This is a genomic window from Atlantibacter sp. MEI4A-1023 (genome assembly GCF_056155425.1).
On sequence record NZ_CM149568.1, the window covers coordinates 4,342,638 to 4,367,727 of the forward strand.

Annotated in this window: 20 protein-coding genes and 1 rRNA gene; 6 read left to right on the forward strand and 15 right to left on the reverse strand. The window is 55.6% G+C overall.

Translation table 11 applies throughout. The features are described from left to right. Nucleotides 1-93 precede the first annotated feature (93 nt). From psiE to pgi, 6 genes are all read right to left on the reverse strand, one after another. The gene (psiE, locus tag ACVV26_RS20600; RefSeq protein WP_474799113.1) at nucleotides 94-513 is read right to left on the reverse strand and encodes a phosphate-starvation-inducible protein PsiE; all 420 of its coding nucleotides are present in this window, start codon (nucleotides 511-513) and stop codon (nucleotides 94-96) included. Between the two features lie 134 nt (nucleotides 514-647). Further along, complete coding sequence (locus ACVV26_RS20605; RefSeq protein WP_474801945.1) at nucleotides 648-2,744, reverse strand: YjbH domain-containing protein; 2,097 nt, start codon at nucleotides 2,742-2,744, stop codon at nucleotides 648-650. Then, nucleotides 2,744-3,481 (reverse strand): capsule biosynthesis GfcC family protein, encoded by a 738-nt coding sequence (locus tag ACVV26_RS20610; RefSeq protein ID WP_474799115.1) that lies wholly within the window; start codon nucleotides 3,479-3,481, stop codon nucleotides 2,744-2,746. Before ACVV26_RS20610 ends, ACVV26_RS20605 begins: the two co-directional genes overlap by 1 nt. Beyond that, nucleotides 3,478-4,116: a YjbF family lipoprotein gene (locus ACVV26_RS20615; protein ID WP_474799117.1), complete on the reverse strand. Its 639-nt coding sequence runs from the start codon at nucleotides 4,114-4,116 to the stop codon at nucleotides 3,478-3,480. The genes ACVV26_RS20610 and ACVV26_RS20615 overlap by 4 nt, the downstream gene beginning before the upstream one ends. Before the next feature lie 62 nt (nucleotides 4,117-4,178). Then, nucleotides 4,179-4,424 (reverse strand): exopolysaccharide production protein YjbE, encoded by a 246-nt coding sequence (gene yjbE, locus ACVV26_RS20620; protein ID WP_220267236.1) that lies wholly within the window; start codon nucleotides 4,422-4,424, stop codon nucleotides 4,179-4,181. Nucleotides 4,425-4,786: 362 nt separating this feature from the next. Beyond that, nucleotides 4,787-6,436 (reverse strand): glucose-6-phosphate isomerase, encoded by a 1,650-nt coding sequence (pgi, locus tag ACVV26_RS20625; RefSeq protein WP_474799119.1) that lies wholly within the window; start codon nucleotides 6,434-6,436, stop codon nucleotides 4,787-4,789. Between the two features lie 410 nt (nucleotides 6,437-6,846). Here pgi and lysC point away from each other — a divergent pair, with 410 nt between their 5' ends. The 3 genes from lysC to ACVV26_RS20640 all read left to right on the forward strand — a co-directional run bounded on the left by lysC (nucleotide 6,847) and on the right by ACVV26_RS20640 (nucleotide 9,722). Next, nucleotides 6,847-8,208 carry a lysine-sensitive aspartokinase 3 gene (gene lysC / locus ACVV26_RS20630; protein WP_474799120.1) on the forward strand — a complete coding sequence of 454 codons (1,362 nt, stop codon included), beginning with the start codon at nucleotides 6,847-6,849 and terminating at the stop codon, nucleotides 8,206-8,208. A 189-nt stretch (nucleotides 8,209-8,397) separates the two neighbouring features. Then, the gene (gene panS, locus ACVV26_RS20635; RefSeq protein ID WP_474799121.1) at nucleotides 8,398-9,345 is read left to right on the forward strand and encodes a ketopantoate/pantoate/pantothenate transporter PanS; all 948 of its coding nucleotides are present in this window, start codon (nucleotides 8,398-8,400) and stop codon (nucleotides 9,343-9,345) included. Between the two features lie 104 nt (nucleotides 9,346-9,449). After that, nucleotides 9,450-9,722 (forward strand): YjbD family protein, encoded by a 273-nt coding sequence (locus ACVV26_RS20640; protein ID WP_474799122.1) that lies wholly within the window; start codon nucleotides 9,450-9,452, stop codon nucleotides 9,720-9,722. Between the two features lies 1 nt (nucleotide 9,723). Here ACVV26_RS20640 and rluF read toward each other — a convergent pair whose 3' ends face one another. Then, nucleotides 9,724-10,599, reverse strand: coding sequence for a 23S rRNA pseudouridine(2604) synthase RluF (rluF, locus tag ACVV26_RS20645; RefSeq protein ID WP_474799123.1), 876 nt, complete (start codon nucleotides 10,597-10,599; stop codon nucleotides 9,724-9,726). 197 nt (nucleotides 10,600-10,796) lie between these two features. Here rluF and ACVV26_RS20650 point away from each other — a divergent pair, with 197 nt between their 5' ends. Both ACVV26_RS20650 and ACVV26_RS20655 read left to right on the forward strand, forming a co-directional pair. After that, on the forward strand, nucleotides 10,797-11,114 hold the full coding sequence (locus ACVV26_RS20650; protein ID WP_474799124.1) for a type II toxin-antitoxin system RelE/ParE family toxin: 318 nt from the start codon (nucleotides 10,797-10,799) through the stop codon (nucleotides 11,112-11,114). Further along, nucleotides 11,107-11,403, forward strand: coding sequence for an addiction module antidote protein (locus tag ACVV26_RS20655; protein ID WP_474801948.1), 297 nt, complete (start codon nucleotides 11,107-11,109; stop codon nucleotides 11,401-11,403). Before ACVV26_RS20650 ends, ACVV26_RS20655 begins: the two co-directional genes overlap by 8 nt. 47 nt (nucleotides 11,404-11,450) lie before the next feature. Here ACVV26_RS20655 and ACVV26_RS20660 read toward each other — a convergent pair whose 3' ends face one another. Both ACVV26_RS20660 and metH read right to left on the reverse strand, forming a co-directional pair. After that, on the reverse strand, nucleotides 11,451-13,079 hold the full coding sequence (locus ACVV26_RS20660; RefSeq protein WP_474799125.1) for a Na/Pi cotransporter family protein: 1,629 nt from the start codon (nucleotides 13,077-13,079) through the stop codon (nucleotides 11,451-11,453). A 335-nt stretch (nucleotides 13,080-13,414) separates the two neighbouring features. After that, complete coding sequence (gene metH / locus ACVV26_RS20665) at nucleotides 13,415-17,098, reverse strand: methionine synthase (RefSeq protein ID WP_474799127.1); 3,684 nt, start codon at nucleotides 17,096-17,098, stop codon at nucleotides 13,415-13,417. A 242-nt stretch (nucleotides 17,099-17,340) separates the two neighbouring features. On the opposite strand from metH, the gene iclR reads away from it, so the two are divergent. Beyond that, nucleotides 17,341-18,177, forward strand: coding sequence for a glyoxylate bypass operon transcriptional repressor IclR (gene iclR, locus ACVV26_RS20670; RefSeq protein ID WP_312982085.1), 837 nt, complete (start codon nucleotides 17,341-17,343; stop codon nucleotides 18,175-18,177). A gap of 19 nt (nucleotides 18,178-18,196) precedes the next feature. Here iclR and aceK read toward each other — a convergent pair whose 3' ends face one another. The 6 genes from aceK to rrf all read right to left on the reverse strand — a co-directional run bounded on the left by aceK (nucleotide 18,197) and on the right by rrf (nucleotide 25,037). Then, nucleotides 18,197-19,948: a bifunctional isocitrate dehydrogenase kinase/phosphatase gene (aceK, locus tag ACVV26_RS20675; protein WP_474799128.1), complete on the reverse strand. Its 1,752-nt coding sequence runs from the start codon at nucleotides 19,946-19,948 to the stop codon at nucleotides 18,197-18,199. Nucleotides 19,949-20,003: 55 nt separating this feature from the next. Next, on the reverse strand, nucleotides 20,004-21,326 hold the full coding sequence (aceA, locus tag ACVV26_RS20680; protein ID WP_474799129.1) for an isocitrate lyase: 1,323 nt from the start codon (nucleotides 21,324-21,326) through the stop codon (nucleotides 20,004-20,006). Nucleotides 21,327-21,350: 24 nt separating this feature from the next. Continuing rightward, on the reverse strand, nucleotides 21,351-22,949 hold the full coding sequence (gene aceB, locus ACVV26_RS20685; protein WP_474799130.1) for a malate synthase A: 1,599 nt from the start codon (nucleotides 22,947-22,949) through the stop codon (nucleotides 21,351-21,353). 249 nt (nucleotides 22,950-23,198) lie between these two features. Next, nucleotides 23,199-24,128 (reverse strand): homoserine O-succinyltransferase MetA, encoded by a 930-nt coding sequence (metA, locus tag ACVV26_RS20690; RefSeq protein WP_474799131.1) that lies wholly within the window; start codon nucleotides 24,126-24,128, stop codon nucleotides 23,199-23,201. A 214-nt stretch (nucleotides 24,129-24,342) separates the two neighbouring features. Continuing rightward, nucleotides 24,343-24,732, reverse strand: coding sequence for a YjaA family stress response protein (locus tag ACVV26_RS20695; protein WP_474799132.1), 390 nt, complete (start codon nucleotides 24,730-24,732; stop codon nucleotides 24,343-24,345). Between the two features lie 189 nt (nucleotides 24,733-24,921). Beyond that, nucleotides 24,922-25,037: ribosomal RNA gene (gene rrf, locus ACVV26_RS20700) — 5S ribosomal RNA — on the reverse strand. Nucleotides 25,038-25,090: the final 53 nt, after the last annotated feature.

The window sequence follows — 25,090 nt, forward strand, 5'->3', positions numbered from 1 at the left end:
GTTTCATCGTTATATGCCACTGTTATTATCCTCAATTGCCGTTGTGATTTTCCTTATCTGTGACTCCCTTCGGCGGCCTTCGGGCCGCCATTTTTATTCGCGTTTCAGCCGTTTTGAGTTGCACAGCCACAGCGTGATCACTAACAGCAGGATCGCGCCGGAATAGATCAGCACGTCCATCGGCAATTTATGATCGACGATGATCAACCGCACAATGGCGGTGATGCCGATGTAGATGAAATAGCGCAGCGGGAAGTGGTAGCCGGACTGAAAATACTTCACGATCAGGGCGATGAATTCGAAATAGAGGAAGTAAACCACCAGCCCTTCCACCAGCTCATACTTGCTGGCCTGAATGGGTGAGAAGAGCACATCGGCCAGATGCAGGGTCTCTTTACCGAGAAAGATAACCAGGATCAGGCCCAGGCTGAGTAAGCCAAGATTCAGCACCGTTTGCAGGATGGAAGAGACCCATTCCCCGCGCGCGCGCGACGAAGCGGATAGCGTGGACATAACAGCGTCCTCATCTCAGGAGTGAGGAATCGTTATACGTCAGAAATGTGATCCAGATCTAGTTTTATTTGCTTATGTTTTAACCAGCAGCCAGCGCGCCTGCGTATGAAACCCAGGGCGCGCGGCGGCGATAATCAGCGGAAGTTGACGCTGCGATCGCTGGTCATGCTGTAGAGATCGAACTTACGGCCCAGCATCTGCCCGCCGTCGCGGGTGAGCGGCGTCCAGCCGATAGCTGCGCGGCTGCGCGTCGGGCCAGACGAGAACAGATCGAGCGGCACGGACACGTACACGCCTTTGGTGAAGTCCCCTTCCCCGTATTCATCCGGTGACACGTTAGTGAGGGTAGCGTAGCCGCCCACCACCACGCCGCTGTCGAAGCGTTTGGACACCTCCAGCGTACCGCCCTTATCCCCGGCCAGATACTGCCCGACGCTGGCTTTGATTAACACGTCCTGGGCAAACGGCGGCGTCCAGTACGCAGACAGGTGGCCGGTTTTCACGCTGTAGTCGGTGAATTTCATCATGTCCTGCGCGCTGCGCCAGTCACGCTGTTTGACGTAGTTGGCGTCCAGGCCGAAGGCCCAATTGCTGTCCACCGGGCGATACAGCACTTCCGCCCCTGCGCCGCCGTACATGGTTTCCAGATAACCGCCGTAAACCTGGCCGTAAAAACCGTTGCCGAAATACTGGAAATAGTTGGCTTGCAGGTTGTTCACGTAGACATCGTTTTCTACGTACTCGCGCACGTGGGTTCGCACGCGCGGCAAGGACGAATCCTTCGGCGGATTGGTGTAGTTAAATTTGTCGTAGTTGTTGGCGATGTTGGCGAACAGGCTACCGGTGGTCAGCAGATGGTCGGTGACCCACCAGTCGGCGGTGCCCATCACGCCCACCTGGTACATATAGAAACTCTCTGGCCCGCCGATGGACTGATTCAACACCGGGTCGAGGTGGAAGCTAAAGCGCGATGGCTCGATATACCAGCCCTGCTCCGGGTTTTCCAGCGTTACCGGTTCAATACGTTTTTGCGCCAGCGCGGTTTCCTGGCCTAACGGTTCGCCTTCAAGGTGACGTTGCAGGCTGGCGACGTCGGTTTCGGTGGTGACCTGCGGCATTTTGGCGCGCGTCTCGGTGACGCGGATGGTACGGATGCCGTCGGGCAGATCGTTCATCACGATCCGGTTGGCGCGCGCAATGCCCTCCTGCGAGTCGCGGTATTTTACCTGCTCGCCGGTGACGTACAGCGTGTCGCCCTGGGTCTGAATCTGCGGGTCGTTCAACCCGGCGTTGTATTTCAACAGGGTCAACTGGTTGGCCGCCACGCTGTGCTGGATAATCGCTTCCTGCGGCTCCGGCTGGTATTCCGGGCGGCGGTTATCGTTGTAGCGTGGACGCAGGTCGTTGAAATTGGTACGCAGCGTGACGCCGAACATAAAGGTGTTGCCGCGCTCATAGCTCAGGTTAACGTCGGCCCAATCGGTGGCGCGATAAATAGCGCCGACGTTAAGCTTGCTCTTCTGTTCAAGCTTACCGGCGAAGTCCTGGGTATAGTTATTGCCTTCATATTCCAGCTTCAGGCGCAGCGGCTGCCACGGCGTTTGATACTCCACCCCGCCAAACAGCGACGCCGGGCCGTGGAACATCTGGCCTGCATCTACCGAACCGGCTTTGTTATAGCTGTTGTCGCGCACGCAGTATTTATCGCTGTACGAGCAGAACGGGTTTTTGACGTTGCCGCTGGTGCCCAGATAGCCCCAGCCTAATCCCAGCGAGAAATCAAACGGCCCCCAGGCTTTATTCGCCACGATGTATTCAGCATCGAACAGCCCGGTCCCGCCGATATCTCGCGCGCCGACGGCAACCTGCGGCATCCAGTAACTCTCTTCCCACAGCCGCAGTTTGAGATCGAAAGCTTTATCTTTGTAGGTTTGATCGCCGGAGAACGCCTCGACGCTGCTGTAGCGCCGGGTGCGGGCATCGGTGTAGCGCAACGTGGTTTCCAGCCACGGAAACAGTTGCACCGAGGCGGAGTAATAGCGGTACTGATCGTTATCGCGATAGTTGAGGCTCAGTTCGCCTTCGCGTGCCATCCGCGCCGTAGGCGTTTGCATCAGGCCCACGCCGCCGAAATCCGATTGCGACGGGCCAACCGGCGCAGGCCAGGTTTCCGCCTGGCACGCCGACGCCACGGCCAGCGCCACGAGGCTATACAGGTAGCGTTTTTTTATCATTGCGGTATCCGATGCGTCAGGGAATCAACAAGTTGCGCGTTGAGGTCGTCATACGCCGATGAAAACAGCCGCTCCGAAAAGCCGACTAAAATAGCGCTGCCCGGCACAGGCTCGACGTGGCGTTGGTTCCAGTACGCCACCGGCGCTTTTTGCACCCGTCCGTTCGGGTAAATTACCCAAACGACACTGCGCTCTGCGCCGCTGAGCAACGCGGTTTCGTCGAGATACTCCGCCACACTTTTGCCCGGCGTGAACGGTTTTTTCCCCGCGCCGCTGACCAGGCCGTACAGCGTGATATGGTCGGGCATCTTCCCGGCCCACAGGGTGTATTCTCCTGCCAGCGGCTTATTGGCAGCGGTCTTTACTCTCAGTATGTCGGGATCGAGATCGACAAACTGGCGGTCGGTAACCCCGATCGCCGCCATTTGCTGTTGAACCTGGCGGATAGCCGCAGCGTCTTCGCCCGATTCTTGGGCGGCAAGAGAGGCCAGGCGAGAGAGTAACTGCTGATGGCGTGCCTGTTGATCACGGGTTTTCCCGGTGACGCCAATCACGGCACCGGGCCACCAGCTGTGCGTCAGCGCGGGTTGGGTGACCACATCCGATAAGCGTTGGGCATCCTCAATTTTCAACGTCTCGCCGCTGTCGGTGCGATGTACTGTCACCGTACCCGCCGCGTGGAGACACTGGCTTAGCAGGCTCAGAATGAGGGCGGTGAAAGGAAGCATTCTCATGATTTCGCCGCCTTGATGAGTTGCGTAGTAACCGGGTAATAGTCGGCTCCGATCCCCTGTTCAGAGCGGCGAATCTGCCCATCGCTGTCGATCCAGTAACGGTTGCGCCAGCGTGTGCGATCGGTCGTCACCGTCTCTTCCAGTACCCGAACGGGGGTGATGTCGCTGCCGGTTTTCAGGCTGTCGCTGCCCTGCCAGCGAAACTGCGAGCGCGCGGTGGCATAACGCACCTGCTGATGCTCGGTCCAGCCCATCACTCGCGTCCAGCCTGCGCCGTCGCGGATTTGCCCCGGTGCCTTCAACGGGTCGGCGTCCAGATTGCTCACCTGGAGCAGGTTGTCACTCAATCCGGTGGTTTTAACCAGCCGTCCGTGTTGGGTAATCAACATGGCCTGATCCTGCGTCACCCATTTGTGCTGCCCATCTTCCGAGAAGGCGAGCACCACAAACAGCTGCGGGCCGTTGTTAAGCGTCATGTACTGGCTGGCATAAGGCATATTGTGGATTTCGTCATCGGTGAGCGTGACGCCGTCTTGCGCCGTCACGCTGTGCCAGAGTGACTTACCCATACCGGTGAGATTGGCAGAACACGCCTGCAGCAGCAGGCAAACTGTAATGATCGCGACTCGCTTCACGCGTTTCCCCAGGGTCAAAATAACCACACCGCAGTGTGGTTATGGTTAAAACACCCGTTACGTTACTGGGTGGTACTGGTTGTGGTGGTTGTCGTGGTTCCGGTGTTTGAACCGTCGCCTCCGCCCGTTGCGGCAAGCGCCACACCGACTACCGAACCAACCGTACTGGCGCTGGTCGCAGTAGAGGTACCTGCTGAGACCGATGTCGCGGCACTGCCCGCCGCTTCACCCACTTCCACCGGAGCGGCGAAAGCAGACGATGCGGCAAGCAGAGACACGGCAAATACGCCGTAGGTTATTTTTTTCATACCAGGTTCCTTTCATTGAATGAATGGAGATTAACCTGAATTATTCAGGCGCTACCGAGTATACATAACCTGACACGGAGATTTGACGTGATGGGGAAATAGCTGGACGGCTTTCGGACAATTAAACAATGCGGGAGAAAATCACCGGGATAAGTAACAAATAAACTTTAAAAACAGATATTTAAAAATAAAAAATTAAAACAAACCCTCCGGTTAATCCTAAATTATCTTGTTCATTAATATGTGGAAGAATTTATTTTCAGATAAACCTCAGCGGCTATTATTTAAATAAACCTACGGCAACGGGATAAATCCGATAAAAAAAGCCAGCATTACGCTGGCTTTTTTAACATTATCGCTAATTATCCGCGCCAGGATTTATAGCGGTTAATTAAGCCGTTGGTAGAACTGTCGTGGCTACTAATATCGGTGTTATTGTTCAGCTCCGGCAAAATACGGTTGGCCAGCTGTTTACCCAATTCCACACCCCACTGATCGAAGGTGAAGATGTTCAGGATTGCGCCCTGGGTGAAGATTTTATGCTCATACAGCGCAATCAACGCGCCCAGGCTGAACGGCGTGATTTCACGCAGCAGAATGGAGTTGGTCGGGCGGTTGCCTTCGAACACTTTGAACGGTACTACGTGATCGAGGGTTTTCGGATCTTTACCCTGATCGGCGAACTCCTGTTCAACCACATCGCGGGATTTACCGAACGCCAGCGCTTCGGTCTGCGCGAAGAAGTTAGACAGCAGCTTCGGGTGGTGATCGGACAGCGGGTTGTGGGTGATCGCCGGGGCGATAAAGTCGCACGGCACCAGCTTGGTGCCCTGGTGGATCAGCTGATAAAACGCGTGCTGGCCGTTGGTGCCCGGTTCGCCCCAGATGATTGGGCCGGTCTGGTAGTCCACGGCATTACCGTTACGGTCAACGAACTTACCGTTGGATTCCATGTTGCCCTGCTGGAAGTAAGCCGCGAAACGGTGCATGTACTGGTCGTACGGCAGGATCGCTTCGGTTTCCGCGCCAAAGAAGTTGTTATACCAGATGCCAATCAGCGCCAGCAGAACCGGCAAGTTTTTGTCCAGTTCGGTGGTGGAGAAGTGCTGGTCCATGGCGTGCGCGCCGGACAGCAGTTCAACGAAGTTGTCGTAACCCACGGACAGAATGATCGACAAACCAATCGCCGACCACAAGGAGTAACGGCCACCGACCCAGTCCCAGAATTCAAACATGTTGGCAGTATCAATACCGAATTCACCGACCGCTTTACCGTTGGTAGACAAGGCAGCGAAGTGTTTTGCCACGTGTTTTTCATCGCCAGCCGCTTTCAGGAACCAGTCGCGCGCGCTGTGGGCGTTGGTCATGGTTTCCTGCGTGGTGAAGGTTTTGGACGCTACCAGGAACAGGGTGGTTTCCGGGTTCACTTTCTTCAGCACTTCAGCAATGTGCGTTCCATCAACGTTAGAAACGAAATGCATATTGAGATGATTTTTATACGGGCGCAGCGCTTCGGTCACCATAAACGGACCGAGGTCAGAGCCGCCGATACCGATGTTCACCACGTCGGTAATGGCTTTGCCGGTGTAGCCTTTCCAGTTACCGGAGATAATGGCTTCGGAGAAAGACTTCATCTTCTCCAGCACCGCGTTGACTTCCGGCATGACGTCTTTGCCATCCACCAGAATCGGGGTGTTGCTGCGGTTACGCAGCGCCACATGCAGCACCGCACGGTCTTCGGTACGGTTGATTTTCTCGCCGGAGAACATCGATTTAATCGCGCCCTGCAAATCGGTCTCTTTCGCCAGCGCTAACAGTTTATCCAGCGTCTCCTGCGTGATGCGGTTTTTGGAGTAATCCACCAGCATCTGATCGTTGAAGGTTGCGGAAAACTTAGCGAAACGGTCAGCATCGTCGGCGAACAGCGACGCGATGGTGACATCTTTCATTTCAGCGTAATGGTTTTGTAGTGCCTGCCAGGCAGAAGTCTGCGTTGGATTGATATTTTTCATAGCAATACTCATGTGGATTTGAAAAATGTGACTGCCGTCGATTGTAGCGCTACTCCGGGCAATTGCGATGACTTTTGTGCCCTGCCCGTACCACTCGACGAATACGCCGCCGCCAGATTGCTGAATCGAGCTTCCCGGCAAAGTATAGCGGTTATAAGTTATTTTCCTGGGCTATCCCGGAACATGAAAAATCCACATAACCCCAGCGTTGACAAGGGCCCGGTGGAAACTTTATTTATAAAAGCGAGCGTTAAAAAAATGATTAATTAGCATTCCCAAAGCAAACGACCCAACGCAACTACAACGTGAAAGGCGAAGGGAGTAGAAATATTCCCAAAGCATTTCGTGTTGTAGCAAGCGACCCAACGCAGCTACAGCGCGAAAGGCGAAGGGAATCACACGAGGTAGTTATGTCATATTCAGCTTCATCTATGGTCGTCGCTAAATTCGGCGGCACCAGCGTCGCCAGCTTCGACGCCATGAACCGCAGCGCCGACGTGGTGCTTTCCGATCCTAATGTGCGCCTGGTGGTGCTTTCCGCCTCTGCGGGCGTGACCAACCTGCTGGTTGCGCTGGCCGAAGGCCTGGAAGCCCCGGAACGCTTTGTGAAGCTGGACGCCATCCGCAAAATCCAGCATGACATTTTAGGCCATCTGGCGAATCCGCAGGTGATCCGCGAAGAGATCGACCGCCTGCTGGAAAACATTACTACCCTGGCGGAAGCCGCCTCGCTGGCGACGTCAAACGCCCTGACCGACGAACTGGTCAGCCACGGCGAGCTGATGTCTACATTGCTGTTTGTTGAGATCCTGCGCGAGCGCGGCGTAGTGGCCCAGTGGTTTGACGTGCGTAAAGTGATGCGCACCAGCGACCGCTTTGGCCGCGCCGAGCCGGACGTCAGCGCCCTTGCTGAACTGAGCAACCTGCAACTGGCTCCGCGCCTGGCGGAAGGGCTGGTGATCACCCAGGGTTTTATCGGCAGCGAGTCCAAAGGCCGCACCACCACGCTGGGGCGTGGCGGCAGCGACTACACCGCCGCGCTGCTGGGCGAAGCGTTAAAAGCCAGCCGCGTGGATATCTGGACCGACGTACCGGGCATCTACACCACCGACCCGCGCGTAGTGCCGTCGGCAAAACGCATTGATGAAATCGCTTTCGAAGAAGCCGCCGAAATGGCGACCTTTGGCGCAAAAGTGCTGCACCCGGCGACCCTGCTACCTGCGGTGCGCAGCGATATTCCCGTGTTCGTCGGTTCCAGCAAAGACCCGAAAGCGGGCGGCACGCTGGTGTGCAATCAAACGAATAATCCTCCGCTGTTCCGTGCGCTGGCGCTGCGCCGCAAGCAAACGCTGCTGACGCTGCACAGCCTGAATATGCTGCACTCACGCGGCTTCCTTGCCGAAGTGTTCAGCATCCTGGCGCGCCATAATATTTCGGTCGACCTGATCACCACCTCTGAAGTGAGCGTGGCGTTGACCCTCGATACCACGGGCTCTACGTCAACCGGCGATACCCTGCTGACCCAGGCGCTGTTGACCGAGCTCTCTTCCCTGTGCCGCGTGGAAGTCGAGCAGGACCTGGCGCTGGTGGCGCTAATTGGCAATAACCTGTCGAAAGCCTGCGGCGTGGGCAAAGAAGTGTTCGGCGTACTGGAGCCGTTCAATATCCGCATGATTTGCTACGGCGCATCCAGCTACAACCTGTGCTTCCTGGTGCCGGGCAGCGACGCGGAACAAGTGGTTCAGAAACTGCATCACAACTTATTCGAGTGAGTCAGGATTTCCCTTCTGGGGCGTTGCGGCCTCAGAAGGGGTAGATGACCATAATTCAATTGAATAAAACCTCCCCACACGATACACAATACTTATGGCTCTCGTTCGGGCCTTTTCCCCTACAGCGATAACGCACCGCCGCGATCACAGTGGCAGGGGAACACACCAACACACTTAAAGGAAAACAACATGCTGGCATTACTGACGCGGCTGTTCCCGCTCTGGGCACTGCTGCTCTCGGTTATCGCGTATTACACGCCATCCACCTTCACGCCAATCGGTCCCTGGGTCGCCACCTTGCTAATGCTGATTATGTTCGGCATGGGCGTACACCTGAAATTCGACGATTTTAAACGGGTGCTGTCGCGCCCCGCGCCAGTGGCCGCCGGGATTTTCCTGCATTATCTGGTGATGCCGCTCGCGGCGTGGCTGCTGGCAATGCTGTTTAAGATGCCGCCCGACCTTTCCGCCGGGATGGTGTTGGTCGGCAGTGTGGCCAGCGGCACCGCGTCAAACGTGATGATTTATCTGGCGAAAGGCGATGTGGCGCTATCCGTGACCATCTCGTCCGTCTCCACCCTGGTGGGTGTGGTGGCGACGCCGCTGCTGACCCGTCTGTATGTAGATGCGCATATTCAGGTCGACGTAATGGGTATGCTGTTGAGCATTTTACAGATTGTGGTGATCCCAATCGGCCTGGGCCTGATTGTCCACCATCTGTTTCCCCGGCTGGTAAAAGCCGTGGAGCCTTACCTGCCCGCATTTTCGATGGTGTGTATTCTGGCGATTATCAGCGCCGTGGTGGCCGGTTCCGCCGCGCATATCGCCTCGGTCGGTCTGGTGGTGATTGTGGCGGTGATCCTGCATAACACCATCGGTTTGCTGGGCGGTTACTGGGGCGGACGGCTGTTTGGCTTCGACGAATCCACCTGCCGCACCCTGGCGATTGAAGTAGGGATGCAGAACTCCGGTCTCGCCGCCGCGCTGGGTAAAATCTACTTTTCCCCGCTTGCGGCGCTGCCTGGCGCGCTGTTCTCGGTATGGCACAACTTGTCGGGTTCGCTGCTGGCGGGCTACTGGTCAGGCAAACCGGTCGATGGCTCACCCGCTAAGCGCCTGAAAAAACGCAAAGCCTAGAAAACTCAGCCCGCTCGCCGGGCTGTTTTTTTATCGGTAATGCGATTGTGGTAAACACGCCGGGGCAGTAGTCTACAGACAGCCCCCGACTTGAGAGGTTTACCATGGCAACGCCCCGACTGACCCAAAAAGAGATGACCGAAAGCGAGCAGCGCGAACTCAAAACCCTGCTCGACCGCGCCAGGATCGCCCACGGCAGACCGCTGACCAACTCAGAAGCCAACCACGTCAAAAAAGAGTACATCGACAAACTGATGGCCGAACGCGAAAAAGCGGCTAAACAGGCGCGCGCCGTTAAGAAAAAGCAGGCGCTAAAACCCGATACCACCAGCACCTTTTCCTGGAGTGCCAGCCCCCCTACCCGCGGTAAACGCTAAACTAGCGGCCTTTCTTCTTGCGACCGGGCTGCGTAAAGCGCTTGCGCTGCCCAAGCTCTGCCGGGGTTTTCGCGCCGCTTTTATTGGCGGGTTTTGCCGCCGGGCTTTTAACAGGCGCCGATTTCGGTTTTGCTTTCTTCGTGGGTTTGGCTTCAGAAGAAGAGTTTTCAATCAGCTTAAACAGCTCGATTAACTCGTCATCGGTTAAATCACGCCATTCCCCCAGCGGTAGCCCTTTCAGGCTCACGTTCATGATACGTACGCGCTCAAGCTTCGTGACTTCAAACCCAAAGTGCTCGCACATCCGGCGGATCTGGCGGTTAAGCCCCTGAATCAGGGTGATGCGAAACACAAACGGCGCTTCACGCTTCACTTTGCACTTTTTGGTTACCGTGCCCAGCATCGGTACGCCCGCTCCCATACCGCGAATAAACTCATCGGTCACCGGTTTATTCACCGTCACCAGATACTCTTTTTCGTGGTCGTTGCCGGCGCGCAGGATCTTATTCACCAGGTCGCCGTGGTTAGTCAGGAAAATCAGCCCCTGGGAATCTTTATCCAGGCGGCCAATCGGGAAAATACGGGTGCTGTGGTTCACGAAATCGACGATGTTGTCTTTCTCGCCGTCCTCGGTAGTGCTGACCACGCCGACCGGTTTGTTGAGCGCGATAAACACCAAATCTTCTTCATTACGGGGTTCGATCAGCTGCCCGTTCACTTTTACCACGTCTCCGGCAACAACTTGATCGCCAATCCCGGCGCGCTTACCGTTGATAAAAACGTTTCCCTGTTCGATATAGCGATCGGCTTCACGACGGGAGCAGATACCGCTCTCGCTGATGTATTTATTAAGACGGGTTGATGAGTTTGGCAGCATGGTTCCTCCGTAAAAAGCGGACTATACCTTACCTGACGCTGGTTTCGTACAGCGAGAATCACATCTCCATGTCCACGTTAATATCTTGCGAGATGTCTTCTAATTCCTGCCGATGCATTTTTATCTCTCTTTTCACAGGATTATCTTTGCCGCATCTTGTGTTCGCAATGAGTAGTTTATAAACTACATGGAGCGTTATGTTTATTATTTTGCAGACGGAGACATTTCGTCATTGGGAGTCAAAACTTAAAGATAAAAGAGCTCGGACGCTGATCGCTACTCGCCTGTTTCGATTAGCAAATGGGTTGACGGGAGATGTTGAACCCGTTGGTGAAGGGATTAGCGAGCTGCGAATCCATTACGGTCCAGGCTATCGCATTTACTTTCAGCAAAAAGGTGAAGCCACCCTGCTTTTGCTCAATGGTGGAAATAAACAAACGCAAGCCAATGATATTGCCCTTGCTAAACTGCTCGCCAGAAACTGGACTGGAACCGTGGAAATTGATGATGAATAAATTAACGTCTTACGATCCTGCAGTTGCATTGATTGATGATGATGAAATTGCCGTATTTATGGCGGATGCACTGGAAACCGGCGACGCAGCATATATCGCGAAAGCGATAGGCGTGGTGGCACGCGCAAAAGGGATGACCAAAATTGCCTCTGAAACAGGGTTATCTCGCGAGCAGCTTTATCGCTCTTTTAGTGATAACGGAAATCCCACGCTTAAAACCACCTTATCCGTTATGAAAGCTTTGGGTATTGAATTAACAACTAAACGATCGCTTTCCCATCATTCTTAAACAACCACCCCGCATTACGCGGGGTGGTTGAATCTGTCTCGCAAACGCTACTCGTCGCGTTCGTCATCGTCATCCGGCTGTTCCAGTACGCTATAAGCCACCGAGCAAAACAGCGAGTTCAGACGCTTCATATCCCCCAGCAGACCGAGGTGCAACGAACTGGTTTCGATGCTTTGCACGTTCTGCTGATGCAGACGATTAACGTGCGCATGGGCGTAGCGACGGTTCATGATCCGGAAGCGGTGCTTGTTGCGGCGTAGACGCCGAGCGCTGGCGACGTCGCCCGAGAAAAATACCGACAGCGCCAGTTTCAGATTGTTACTCAGTTGCCCCAGCAGGTGGTCCAGTTCTTCAAGTCCCGCAGGGGAAAAGGCCCGTCGCGCCGCCAGAGATTTATCCGCCACTTCACTGCCCATACGCTCGAGGATCTCGGCGGCTTGCTGGAGGTTAAGCGACATTTCGATGATTTCCGCCCAGCGCTTCGACTCTTCCTCAGCCAGATCCTCTTTCGGCATCTGCGCCAGATAAAGCTTGATGGCGATATGCAGCACTTCTACATCGTCCGCCAGTTTGCGCAGCTCTTTTTCCTGACGCGGCTCGCCGTGCATCACCTTGCTCCACAGCTCCAGCATCTGCTCAAGGGCATCCCCCATACGCAGCGTTTCACGCGCGGCATTGGCCAGGCCCAGCGCCGGGGTATCCAGCGCGGTGCGATCGAGGTGTTTCGGCTTCAGGCGCGTATCCAGTTCCGGCGCATCGGCGATAACCCGTCGGCAGAAGCGCGCCATCGGCCCGGTAAAGGGCACCATCACAATGCAGCGAATCAGGTTGTAGAAGACGTGGAAATAGATCACCAGTTCCGAATCGGGAAGCGGCAGTTTCTGCATCGCGTCCGCCAGTACGTGGACGAACGGCAGCACCAGCAGGCTGCCCACCAGCTTGAACAGCAGGCTCCCCAGCGCCACGCGGCGGGCGTTGGGCGTCGCGGTGCCGTTGTTGAGCATCGCCAGGATGCCGGAGCCGAGGTTGGCACCGATGACCAGGCACAGCGCCACATCGAAGGAGATCACACCTGTAGCGGCGAACGTTGCGGTGAGCAGGACGGCAGCAAGGCTGGAGTAGCTCACTACCGCAAACATCGCGCCAATCAGGGCATCCAGCAGGATGTCGCCGGTCAGCGAGGCGAAGATAACTTTAACGCCAGACGCTTCGGTAATCGGCGTCATGGCCTGGACGATCAGTTCCAGCGCCAGCAGAATCAGGCCAAGCCCGATAGAGACCCGCCCCAGTTGCCCGACGCGGCTCTGTTTGCGGCTTAAGAAGAACACCACCCCGAGAAAAATCAGCAGCGGCGAAACCCATGAGAGGTCGAAGGTCAGGACACGCGCCATGATGGCGGTCCCCACATCAGCCCCCAGCACAATCACCAGCGCGGGCGCTAACGCCACCAGATCCTGGGCGACGAACGAGGTCACCAGCATGGTGGTGGCATTACTGCTCTGAACCAGCGCGGTTACGCCAATGCCCGCACAGAAGGCGAGCGGTTTTTTCTCGACACTCCGGCTGAGTACGCTACGAAGCCGCGCACCGTACACGCGCATTACCCCGGTGCGCACGATATGCGTGCCCCACACCAGCAGCGCCACTGCCGAAAGCAGGTGCAAAAGTGTTAACACAGTTTCTCCTTCTCGTTATGGTTCCCTGGGGCCAGCCGCTTTCATTGCCGTACTGCCTGCGAATGGGCATCACAAAAGGGCTAACCCCTAACTCAGTATAAGGGGATAAACGTAAGAAAGAGACAAGGCGCCGTGATGGCGCCCTGTATGTTGTAAATAAAAATGACATTTTGATGACAGCGAGAGATTTTATTTCAACCAGCCGAGTGGCTGGCCGTCGGCGGCGCAGCCAGTTTGAACACGGACAGCGCGCAGTGACAGGAGCGTACACGCAGTACGTGACTGTCACGAGCACTGCCCAGGTTCAAAATGGCAAGTAAGCCAGGCCAGCCATGTCAGTCGGCGTCGTAGCCGAGGTTCGGCGCCAACCACCGTTCTACCTCACTCACGCTCATCCCTTTACGCTGCGCATAATCCTCAATCTGATCCTTTTGCAGCTGTGCCACCGCGAAGTACTTACTGTCAGGATGACTGAAGTACCAGCCGGAAACCGACGCCCCTGGCCACATGGCGTATGATTCGGTGAGCTTCATGCCGATGCGGGTTTCTACATCCAGTAACTGCCAGATGGTGGCCTTCTCGGTATGCTCCGGGCAGGCCGGATAGCCTGGCGCAGGACGGATGCCCTGGTAGTTCTCGCGGATCAGCTCCTCGTTGCTGAGGTTTTCATTGGCGGCGTAGCCCCAGTAGACTTTACGCACCCGCTCGTGCAGATATTCAGCAAACGCTTCAGCCAGACGGTCAGCCACCGCTTTGACCATGATTTTGTTGTAATCATCGTGCTGCGCTTCGAACGCCTCGGCGAGCGCGTCTTCCTCCAGCCCCCCGGTCACCGCAAAGGCACCCAGGTAATCCGCTTTGCCGCTCAGTTTCGGCGCCACGAAATCCGCCAGGCAGTAGTTCGCAAAGCCGACTTTTTCAGTTTGCTGGCGCAGATGGCGGCTGACCGCCAGCACATGCGTGCGCGTTTCGTCACGATACACCTCAACATCGTCGCCCACGCGGTTAGCCGGGAACAGCCCCACGACGCCGCGCGGATTCAGCGTTTTTTCGGCGCTGAGCTGGTCGAGCAAATCGTTAGCGTCTTTAAACAGGCGCTTCGCCTCTTCGCCAACAATTTCATCTTCCATAATGCGCGGATATTTACCAGCCAGCGACCAGGTCATAAAGAACGGGGTCCAGTCGATATAATTACGCAGGGTTTCAATGCTCGCCGTGACTTCCTGCACGCCCAGGCGATGGGCCACCGGCGGGGTGTAGCTCTCCCAGTCGAACGCCAGATCGTTATCGCGCGCCACCTGTAAGCTAACCGGCGGCGTGCGGGGTTTTTTACGGCCATGCTGAATTCGCACGGTGTCGTATTCTTTACGCGTCCGCGCCACAAAATCATCGCGCAGCGTATCGGACAGCAGCGACGATACCACGCCCACGGTACGCGAGGCGTTCTGCACGTAAACCGTCGGGCCGCTGTAGTTCTGTTCAATCTTCACTGCGGTATGCGCTTTAGACGTGGTCGCACCACCGATCAGCAGCGGCAGCGTAAAGCCCTGGCGCTCCATCTCTTTAGCAACGTTGACCATTTCATCCAGCGACGGGGTAATAAGCCCGGAGAGGCCGATAATATCGGCATTCACTTCGCGCGCGGTTTTGAGGATTTTTTCCGTCGGCACCATCACGCCAAGATCGATGATTTCGTAGTTATTACACTGCAATACCACCCCGACGATGTTTTTACCGATGTCGTGAACGTCGCCTTTCACCGTCGCCAGTACGATTTTGCCGTTGCTTCTGCCCTGCTCTTTGCTGGCGTTTATAAAGGGTTCGAGGTAGGCCACCGCCTGCTTCATTACGCGCGCGGATTTTACAACCTGCGGCAGGAACATTTTCCCTTCGCCGAACAGATCGCCCACCACGTTCATACCCGCCATCAGCGGCCCTTCAATCACCTCAATTGGGCGCGCTGCCTGTTGGCGCGCCTGCTCGGTATCGTCTTCGATAAATTCGGTGATGCCTTTCACCAGCGAGTATTCGAGGCGTTTCGCCACATCCCAACTGCGCCACTCGGCCTGCTGGGCATTAGCAGCATCGTCACCTTTGCTGCCACGGTATTTTTCCGCCAGTTCCAGCAAACGCTCGGTGCCGTCTTCGCGGCGGTTGAGGATCACATCTTCCACCGCGCCGCGCAGTTCCGCTGGCAGATCGTCATAAATCGCCAGTTGCCCGGCGTTGACGATCCCCATGTCCATGCCGTTGCGAATGGCGTAGTAAAGGAACACAGCATGAATGGCTTCGCGCACCGGGTCGTTGCCGCGGAAGGAGAACGACACGTTCGACACGCCGCCGGAAATCATGGCATGCGGCAGTTCGCGCTTGATGTCTTCACACGCGCCGATAAAGTCCTGGGCGTAGTTATTGTGCTCGTCAATCCCCGTCGCCACAGCGAAGATATTGGGGTCGAAAATAATGTCTTCCGGCGGGAAGCCTACTTCTTCAGTGAGGATCTTGTAGGCCCGGCGGCAGATCTCGATTTTGCGCTCGCGGGTGTCGGCCTGGCCGACTTCGTCAAATGCCATCACCACCATGGCTGCGCCGTAGCGGCGCACCAACTTCGCGTGGTGGATAAAGGTCTCAACCCCCTCTTTCATTGAGATAGAGTTAACGATGCCTTTACCCTGAATGCACTGGAGGCCCTTTTCAATAACGTCCCATTTTGAGGAGTCGATCATGATCGGCACGCGGGCGATATCCGGCTCACCGGCAATCAAATTCAGGAAACGCACCATCGCCGCTTCAGCGTCGAGCATCCCTTCATCCATGTTGATATCGATGATTTGCGCACCGCTTTCCACCTGCTGCAACGCCACTTCCAGCGCTTCGCTGTATTTTTCTTCTTTGATCAGGCGCTTAAATTTGGCAGAGCCGGTGACGTTGGTGCGCTCGCCTACGTTAACGAACAAGCTGTCGGCACCGATGTTGAGCGGCTCAAGGCCGGCAAGACGGCAGGCCACCGGGATGTCCGGCAGTTTACGCGGCGCGACGCCTTCCACTGCTTTGCTCATGGCAGCGATGTGCGCGGGCGTGGTGCCGCAGCAGCCGCCAACGATATTTAAGAAGCCCGCCTGCGCCCATTCGCCGATTTGCGCCGCCATAACATCGGCATCTAAATCGTATTCGCCGAAGGCGTTCGGCAGACCGGCGTTAGGGTGCGCGGTGACGTAGCATTCAGCCACGCGCGACAGTTCCGCCACGTACTGGCGCAGCTCATCCGGGCCGAGCGCGCAGTTCAGGCCAAACGACAGCGCATCGGCATGACGCAGGGAGTTATAAAACGCTTCGGTAGTTTGCCCGGAAAGGGTTCGGCCTGACGCGTCGGTGATGGTGCCGGAAATCATGATCGGCAAATCGACGCCCAGCGCTTCGAATTCGGTTTTGACCGCAAAAATCGCGGCTTTGGCGTTAAGGGTGTCAAAGACGGTTTCGATCAGGATCAGGTCCGAGCCGCCTTCCACCAGCGCCCGCGTCGATTCGCGGTAGGCTTCCACCAGTTGGTTAAAGCTGACGTTGCGGTATGCCGGATCGTTAACGTCCGGGGAAATCGACGCAGTACGGTTGGTTGGGCCAAGTACCCCGGCGACATAGCGCGGTTTTTCCGGCGTGCGTGCCGTCCACTCGTCGGCGCAGGCGCGCGCCAGCTTCGCGGCCTCGTAGTTTATTTCCGCCGACAGCGATTCCATCTGGTAATCGGCCATGGCGATAGTGGTGGCGTTGAAGGTGTTGGTTTCAACAATATCTGCGCCAGCTTCGAAATAGGCGTAGTGAATGGCGGCGATGGTTTCCGGTTTCGTGAGGACCAGCAGGTCGTTGTTGCCTTTTAAATCGGACGGCCAGTCGGCGAAGCGCTCGCCGCGATAGTCCGCTTCTTCCAGACGATAGCTCTGGATCATGGTACCCATACCGCCATCCAGCACCAGAATACGTTCATTCAACTGCTGAAGCAGTTTTTCTCTGTTGTTAGTCACGCTTACTCCCGGATCAATATTCAGCCCTGTCAGGCCATGCGCTCATACTGGCACACTCGGCCCCAGGCGAAAAGTCACAGGACGGCAACATGAGAGATGTTCATTCATAAAACGCGCCACATGCGCGGATTTCATGAAAATTGCCGTTCAGCCGCAGCACTCATCCGATCAGTTTCTCCAGGGTTGCATTATACTCAAATAAAACGAAAACTATTTCCACGATACAGAAAAAGGAGACACCCATGGTTGCCGCCGTTCCCGTTAAACGTGGAAAAAAACCTCGCACCGCCGCTGCGGCGCCTGCGCCCCAGGCTACCGGCCAGGTGCAATCGCTGACGCGCGGGCTTAAGCTCCTTGAATGGATTTCCGAATCTCACGGCAGCGTGGCGCTGACGGAGCTTGCTCAGCAGGCCGGGCTGCCAAACTCTACGACCCACCGCCTGCTCACCACCATGCAACAGCTTGGGTTTGTTCGTCAGGTCGGCGATTTAGGCCACTGGTCAATTGGCGCCCATGCGTTTATTGTCGGCAGCAGTTTCCTGCAAAGCCGCAACTTGCTGGCGATCGTGCACCCGATGCTGCGTAAACTGATGGAGGCCTCCGGCGAAACCGTTAACCTGGCGGTGCTGGACCAGAGCGATCATCAGGCGATTATTATCGACCAGGTGCAGTGCACCCAGTTAATGCGTATGTCCGCCCCTATTGGCGGTAAGCTGCCGATGCATGCTTCCGGCGCGGGCAAAGCGTTTCTGGCCCAACTTCCTGAAGATGACGTTACCGCGCTGCTGCACCGCAAAGGGCTGCACGCCTACACCCACGCTACGCTGGTGTCGCCAGCCCATCTGAAAGAGGACCTGGCGCAGACCCGCAAGCGCGGTTATTCGTTCGATGATGAAGAGCATGCGCTGGGTTTACGCTGCGTGGCGTCGTGCATTTATGACGAGCACCACCAGCCGTTTGCGGCGATCTCCATTTCCGGCCCGGTTTCCCGTATCACCGATGACCGGGTAACCGAGCTGGGCGCAATGGCGATCAAAGCGGCGAAAGACGTGACGCTGGCTTACGGCGGCGTGCGTTAAAAGCGATACCGCCTCCTGTTCAGGAGGCGGTAATATCGGCAGACTGACGCGCATAGCGCTGGCAAAAGCGCTGCCGCCGTCGATAGGCATATACATCCTCCACGTGACCGTGACGAATACGCTCCTGTAAGGCGCGCCAGTACTCCGCCTGGAACAGCTCGGCGTGCATCTCCTCGAACAGCGGTTTGATGCGCGGATCGGCGCACAGCCAGTGCCGGAACTCCTCCGGAAAGACATCCCCCGGCGCGACGCTGTACCACGGCTCCGACGCCATTTCATCTTCCGGGTAACGCGGCGGCGGAATATCGCGGAAATTCACCTCGGTCATGTAGCAAATTTCGTCGTAATCATAGAACACCACCCGGCCATGACGGGTAACGCCGAAGTTTTTAAACAGCATATCACCGGGGAAAATATTGGCGGCAGCCAGTTGGCGAATGGCGTTGCCGTACTCTTCGATGGCGTCGCGCAGCTGTTGGCCCTGCACCTGTTCCAGCCAGATATTCAGCGGCACCATACGCCGTTCGATATACAGGTGGCGGATGGCTATCTTATCGCCCAGGTCAGTAATTTTCTGTGGCGCTTCCTGCAACAGCAGCGCCATCAGCGCCGGGTCGATCTGGCGCTTTTCCAGCACAAAATTTTCAAACTCCTGGGTATCCGCCATGCGCCCGACGCGGTCATGCTCCTTCACCAACTGGTAGCAGGCGCGCACGTGGGCTTCGTCCATCTCTTTCTGTGGGGCGAATTTATCTTTAATGACTTTGAACACCCGATCGAAGCCAGGCAGCGTGAAAACCAGCATCACCATGCCGCGAATACCCGGCGCTTCGATAAACCGTTCGTTGCTCTGGGCCAGGTAGTTCAGGTATTCGCGATAGCTTTCGGTTTTGCCGTGCTTCTGGCAGCCAATCGCCATATACAGTTCGGCGGTAGTTTTGCCGGGTAGGATCTCGCGCAGCCACTCCACCAGCGCAGCGGGCAGCGGTGCGTACACCATAAAATAAGAGCGCGCGAAGCCAAACACGATGCTGGCTTCCGCCGAGCGGGTTAAGCAGGTATCGATAAACAGCTCGCCTTCATTGCGGCGGTGGATGGGTAACAGGAACGGCAGCGTGCCGGACGGCAACACCAGTTTTGCCACCAGCCAGGCCGCTTTGTTGCGGTAAAACAGCTCGTTGGCGACCTGTAAATGCACCTTATCCAGCATCTCCTCGCCCAGCGTTTCGGTGAGGTGATTGATGATGTACCCCACATCGCGGGTCAGATCCTGCCAGGGCAGACGCAGCGGCAAATCTTTTAATAACCGGGTGAGCAGCGCGGGCCAGCCCTGTTTTGGGTAAAAGTCTTTCGCCAGCGGACGGGGAATGGTGCGAAACCGCCGTTCCGGCTGCGAGCTGAAAATAAACAGCCGCTCTGGCGTCAGGGACTGGTGATCGAACAGCCGGCAGTAAACGGAGTTAAAGAAGCTCTCGGCAATTTCAAAACGGGGATAGTCGGGCAGCAGCTCGGTATAGTGCTTTTTGACCTGCAATAAAAAGTCGGCGTCGGTGCTTTTGCCATTGGTGATACAGCGCAACTGCTCGACCACCAGGCCGACGTGATGGTCATACAGATGGATACGCTTTTTCATGGCCTGCTGAACAGCCTGCCAGTCCGCCTGCTCGAAGCGCTGCTGCGCTCCGGAGGTCACTTCCAGAAAACGGCCATACTGCGCGTCAAACCCTTGCAGGATGGTTTGCGCGATCAACAGTTCCAACCCACGCGGCATAGCATTCTCCATCAGGTGAATGCCCTCTTCCTGACAGGAGAGGGCGTCAGGCTTATCAGAACTGCGACTCTTCCGTCGAACCAGTCAACGCCGTGACGGATGAGGTTCCGCCCTGAATGATGGTGGTGACTTTATCGAAATAGCCGGTGCCCACTTCCTGCTGATGGGAAACGAAGGTGTAGCCCTCTTTCGCGGCGGCGAATTCCGGCTCCTGAACGCGTTCAACATAGTGCTTCATGCCTTCGCCCTGCGCATAGGCATGCGCCAGGTTGAACATGTTGAACCACATGCTGTGGATGCCCGCGAGGGTGATGAACTGGTACTTGTAGCCCATGTCCGACAGTTCCTGCTGGAAGCTGGCGATGGTATTGTCATCGAGGTTTTTCTTCCAGTTAAACGACGGCGAACAGTTGTAGGCCAGCAGCTTGCCGGGGAATTTGGCATGGATGGCGTCCGCAAAGCGGCGTGCCTGCTCCAGGTCCGGCTTTGAGGTTTCACACCACACCAGATCGGCATACGGCGCATAGGCCAGGCCACGGCTAATCGCCTGCTCAATGCCCGCATGGGTGCGGAAGAAGCCTTCCGAGGTGCGCTCGCCGGAGATAAATTCGCGGTCGTATTCGTCACAGTCGGAAGTGATCAAGTCAGCGGCATCGGCATCGGTACGCGCAATCAACAATGTCGGTACGCCCATCACGTCGGCAGCCAGACGTGCGGCAACCAATTTCTGGATGGCTTCCTGAGTGGGCACCAGCACTTTACCGCCCATGTGTCCGCATTTCTTCACCGACGCGAGCTGATCTTCGAAGTGAACAGCCGCTGCACCGGCTTCAATCATCGATTTCATCAGCTCAAACGCGTTTAGCACGCCGCCAAAGCCGGCTTCGGCATCCGCGACGATCGGCAGGAAGTAATCCACATAGCGCGGATCGCCCGGCTCGATATTGGATGCCCACTGGATCTGATCCGCACGGCGGAAAGTATTGTTGATCCGCTCCACCACTGCCGGGACCGAGTTAGCCGGATACAGCGATTGATCCGGGTACATGCTGGAGGCCAGGTTGGCGTCTGCGGCCACCTGCCAGCCGGAGAGATAAACCGCCTCGATGCCCGCCTTCGCCTGTTGCAGCGCCTGGCCGCCAGTCAGCGCGCCGAGGCTGTTCACGTAGCCTTTTTTCGATTCGCCATGCAGCAGACGCCACATTTTGGCCGCGCCCAGCTGCGCCAGGGTGCATTCCGGGTTAACCGAACCGCGCAGCTTCACCACCTCTTCCGCGCTGTACGGGCGCGTGATCCCTTCCCAACGCGCCTGTTTCCACTCTTGTTCTAATTTTTCAATTTGTTGGGTACGAGTTGTCGTCATGTGCAGATGCTCCATAGGGTAGTTGTTATTAAGGGTTGATTACGCCAGCAAGCGGTAGCCCGGCAGGGTCAGGAAGTCGACCAGTTCGTCAGAGGTAGTGATCTGCTCCATCAGGCGCGCCGCGTCGTCAAAGCGCCCCTGGCTGAAGCGATGCTCGCCGAGCTCTTCCTGAATCACCTGCATCTCTTCGGCCAGCATCTGGCGGAACAGCACTTTGGTGACGGGTTTGCCGTTGCTGAGCGTTTTCTGGTGGTGGATCCATTGCCAGATAGAGGTACGGGAAATTTCAGCGGTGGCGGCGTCTTCCATCAGGCCGTAAATGGGTACGCAACCGTTGCCGGAGATCCAGGCTTCGATGTACTGCACCGCGACGCGAATATTGGCGCGCATGCCTTCTTCGGTGCGTTCGCCGGGGCAAGGCTCCAGCAGATCAGCGGCGGTAATCGGGGCATCTTCTTCGCGGGTGACGTCGAGCTGGTTTTTATGGCTGCCGAGCGCCTTATTGAATACCTCCATGACGGTATCACCCAGGCCCGGATGGGCAATCCAGGTGCCATCGTGGCCGTTGCGGGCTTCCAGCTCTTTGTCAGCTTTGACTTTATTCAGCACCCAGTTGTTGCGCTCCGCGTCTTTGCTGGGGATAAATGCCGCCATGCCGCCCATGGCGAAAGCGCCACGGCGATGGCAGGTTCTGATCAGCAGGCGCGAATAGGCGTTGAGGAAGGGTTTTTCCATCGTCACGCTCTGGCGATCCGGTAATACGCGGTCAGGATGGTTTTTCAACGTTTTGATGTAGCTGAAGATATAGTCCCAGCGGCCACAGTTCAGCCCAACAATATGGTCACGCAGGGCGTGAAGAATTTCGTCCATCTGGAACACCGCAGGCAGGGTTTCAATCAGCAACGTGGCTTTGATGGTGCCGCGCGGCAGTTCGAAACGGTCTTCCGCAAAGCTAAATACGTCGCTCCACCAGGCGGCTTCCTGCCATGACTGAGTCTTCGGCAGATAAAAGTAAGGGCCACTGCCTTTGGCCAGCAGGGCATCCACGTTGTGGAAGAAGTAGAGTGCGAAATCAAACAGGCTGCCGGGGATGGCTTCACCCTGCCAGGTAACGTGTTTTTCAGGCAGGTGCAAACCGCGTACACGGCAAATCAGCACCGCCGGATCGGGCTTGAGCTGGTAAATTTTGCCAGCTTCATTGGTCCAGGAGATGGTGCCGCGAATAGCGTCACGCAGGTTGATTTGACCGTCGATCACTTTGCTCCAGCTTGGTGCCAGCGAATCTTCGAAATCGGCCATGAATACTTTGACGTTAGCATTCAGGGCGTTGATAACCATCTTGCGTTCAACCGGGCCAGTGATCTCAACGCGACGATCCTGCAAGTCATCAGGAATACCACGGATGGTCCAATCCGAATTTCGAATGGAAGCTGTTTCCGAAATAAAATCTGGCAACTTACCGCCATCGATGTCTGCCTGTACTTTTACGCGTTCAGCCAGCAGTTGGTTGCGTTTGGCAGTAAAGCGGCTTACCAGTTCAGAAAGAAACTCCACCGCGTCCGGTGTGAGAATTTCCCGCTCCTGCTCGCCAAAAGGCTGTTCGAAGGTCAGTTCGGTCGTCGTTGCCTGTTGTGTCATGCTCTTGATCCTCAATGTTGATCCAGTCCAGAAACTGCGCATTGCGAACGCGATCCCACATGGGTATTTTTCGTTCAGCACAATTAAGACTACTCAAACATTTTCCAAAATCAAAAACAATTTCCATTTTCAAAATAAAAATATGTTAAACGTCTGTTTTATAAATGAAAAAAGTTAAATCATACAAAGAAGCGATTTTCAGAAACAAAAAAGGCACCCGAAGGTGCCTACGATAAGGTGCTGAAACGCTTAATCGAGCGTGGGATTCATATGGCGAAGATCGTATGGCGTGATCTGATAAACGTAATAGTTGAGCCAGTTGGTGAACAGCAAATTGCCGTGGCTGCGCCAGGTCGCGCGCGGTTTGTTTTGCGGATCGTTGCCCGGGAAGTAGTTGTAAGGCACCTCAGGCGTCAGCCCGGCCTCAACATCACGGAAGTACTCACCCGCCAGCGTTCCGGCGTCATATTCAGGATGGCCGGTGACAAATGCGATACGTTTATCTTTGCTGCCAAACAGGTAGGCATCCCCGCCTTCCGTTTCCGCCAGGATCTCTAAATCGGTGTAGTCGCGAATTAACGCTGCCGGGAAATCGGCATAGCGGGAATGCGGCGCGAGGAAAGTATCGTCAAAACCTTTGGTGAGCAACGCATGGGGTTGCGTGATGTAATGCTCATAGACGCCGGAAAGCTTCTCCTGACGGGTTTGTTTGGGGATACCGTACAGGATATTTAAAGCAGCCTGTACCGCCCAACAGACAAATAGCGTAGACGTGACGTGCTCTTTCGCCCACTCCAGAACCTGTTTGATCTGCGGCCAGTAAGCGACATCGTTAAATTCTACCAGGCCCAATGGCGCGCCCGTTACGATCAATCCATCAAAGTTCTCATGACAGATATCTTCGAAATTACAGTAGAAGTTATTGAGATGCTCTGCCGGCGTGTTGCGTGACTCACGTGAATCAATGCGTAATAGCTGGATGTCGAGCTGCAGCGGGGAATTCGACAGCAATCTTAAAAACTGATTTTCGGTCTCAATTTTTTTCGGCATTAAGTTGAGAATCAATACCTTAAGCGGACGAATCTCCTGAACACTGGCACGCGACGTGGTCATCACGAAGACGTTCTCCGCGCGCAAAAAATTCACTGCTGGCAACTCATCAGGTACCCGAATTGGCATAACCTTATATCCTCACTGCATACGTTTAAACGTTTAGACATCCAGATGCCTGACAATAACCAGGATTAAACAAAATGTCGAGCTTGCATGTGAAAGGTGAAAAAGTTTCACGAACGGGAAAGCTTAGAACAAAAACGCAATTAACCTACGGGGTGGGACAAGAGATATCGTACTGGTGAGATAAACCGAGCCTCATGAAAGCGATGGATAGCCATTATATCCTGCCTTTTGTAAGCAAGGCCCGAACGGCATCGTCACCTCGGGGTTGACTGGCACATGAAATAACCAGTTGGCGGTAACGCATAGCTGTCCCACCGGCCACCACTTCCATAATGGCGCGCTCTTCTACCTCAGATAAGCCCCCTTCATTTAACTCCAGCACATCAATGACTACATCGTAGCGGCGGAGCCTGATGAAGTTATCCCACCAATGAAGCGGCTCAACTTGCATAACCAGATCGCGAAGAATTTTTTCGGCGATAAAAAATGCGCCGATCAGGATGCGCTGATTGCTAAATGTACCATGGCCTATGACTTCCTGGCCGGAGCTCAGGCTACGCAAGCACATTCGATTTTTACTGATAGTTAGATAAAGTATACCCACGACTTCTCGCCTCTATGACTGGCAGATTCAGGGTATTTAGTTTAAAAGCGCCGGGGATGAAATAAACTATGTTTATTTCTGATTTATGAAGGTAAATGATTGACGGTTATAAAGAAAAGTACTGGAAAGGTTATATATCGCAGACAGCAAAAAGCCCATCCGTGAGGATGGGCTTCTGCTTTGTTTGATGCCTGGCAGTTCCCTACTCTCGCATGGGGAGACCCCACACTACCATCGGCGCTACGGCGTTTCACTTCTGAGTTCGGCATGGGGTCAGGTGGGACCACCGCGCTCTTGCCGCCAGGCAAATTCTGTTCACCTGCCGCACTGGTTATTTCTCACAGGGCCGCAGGCATTA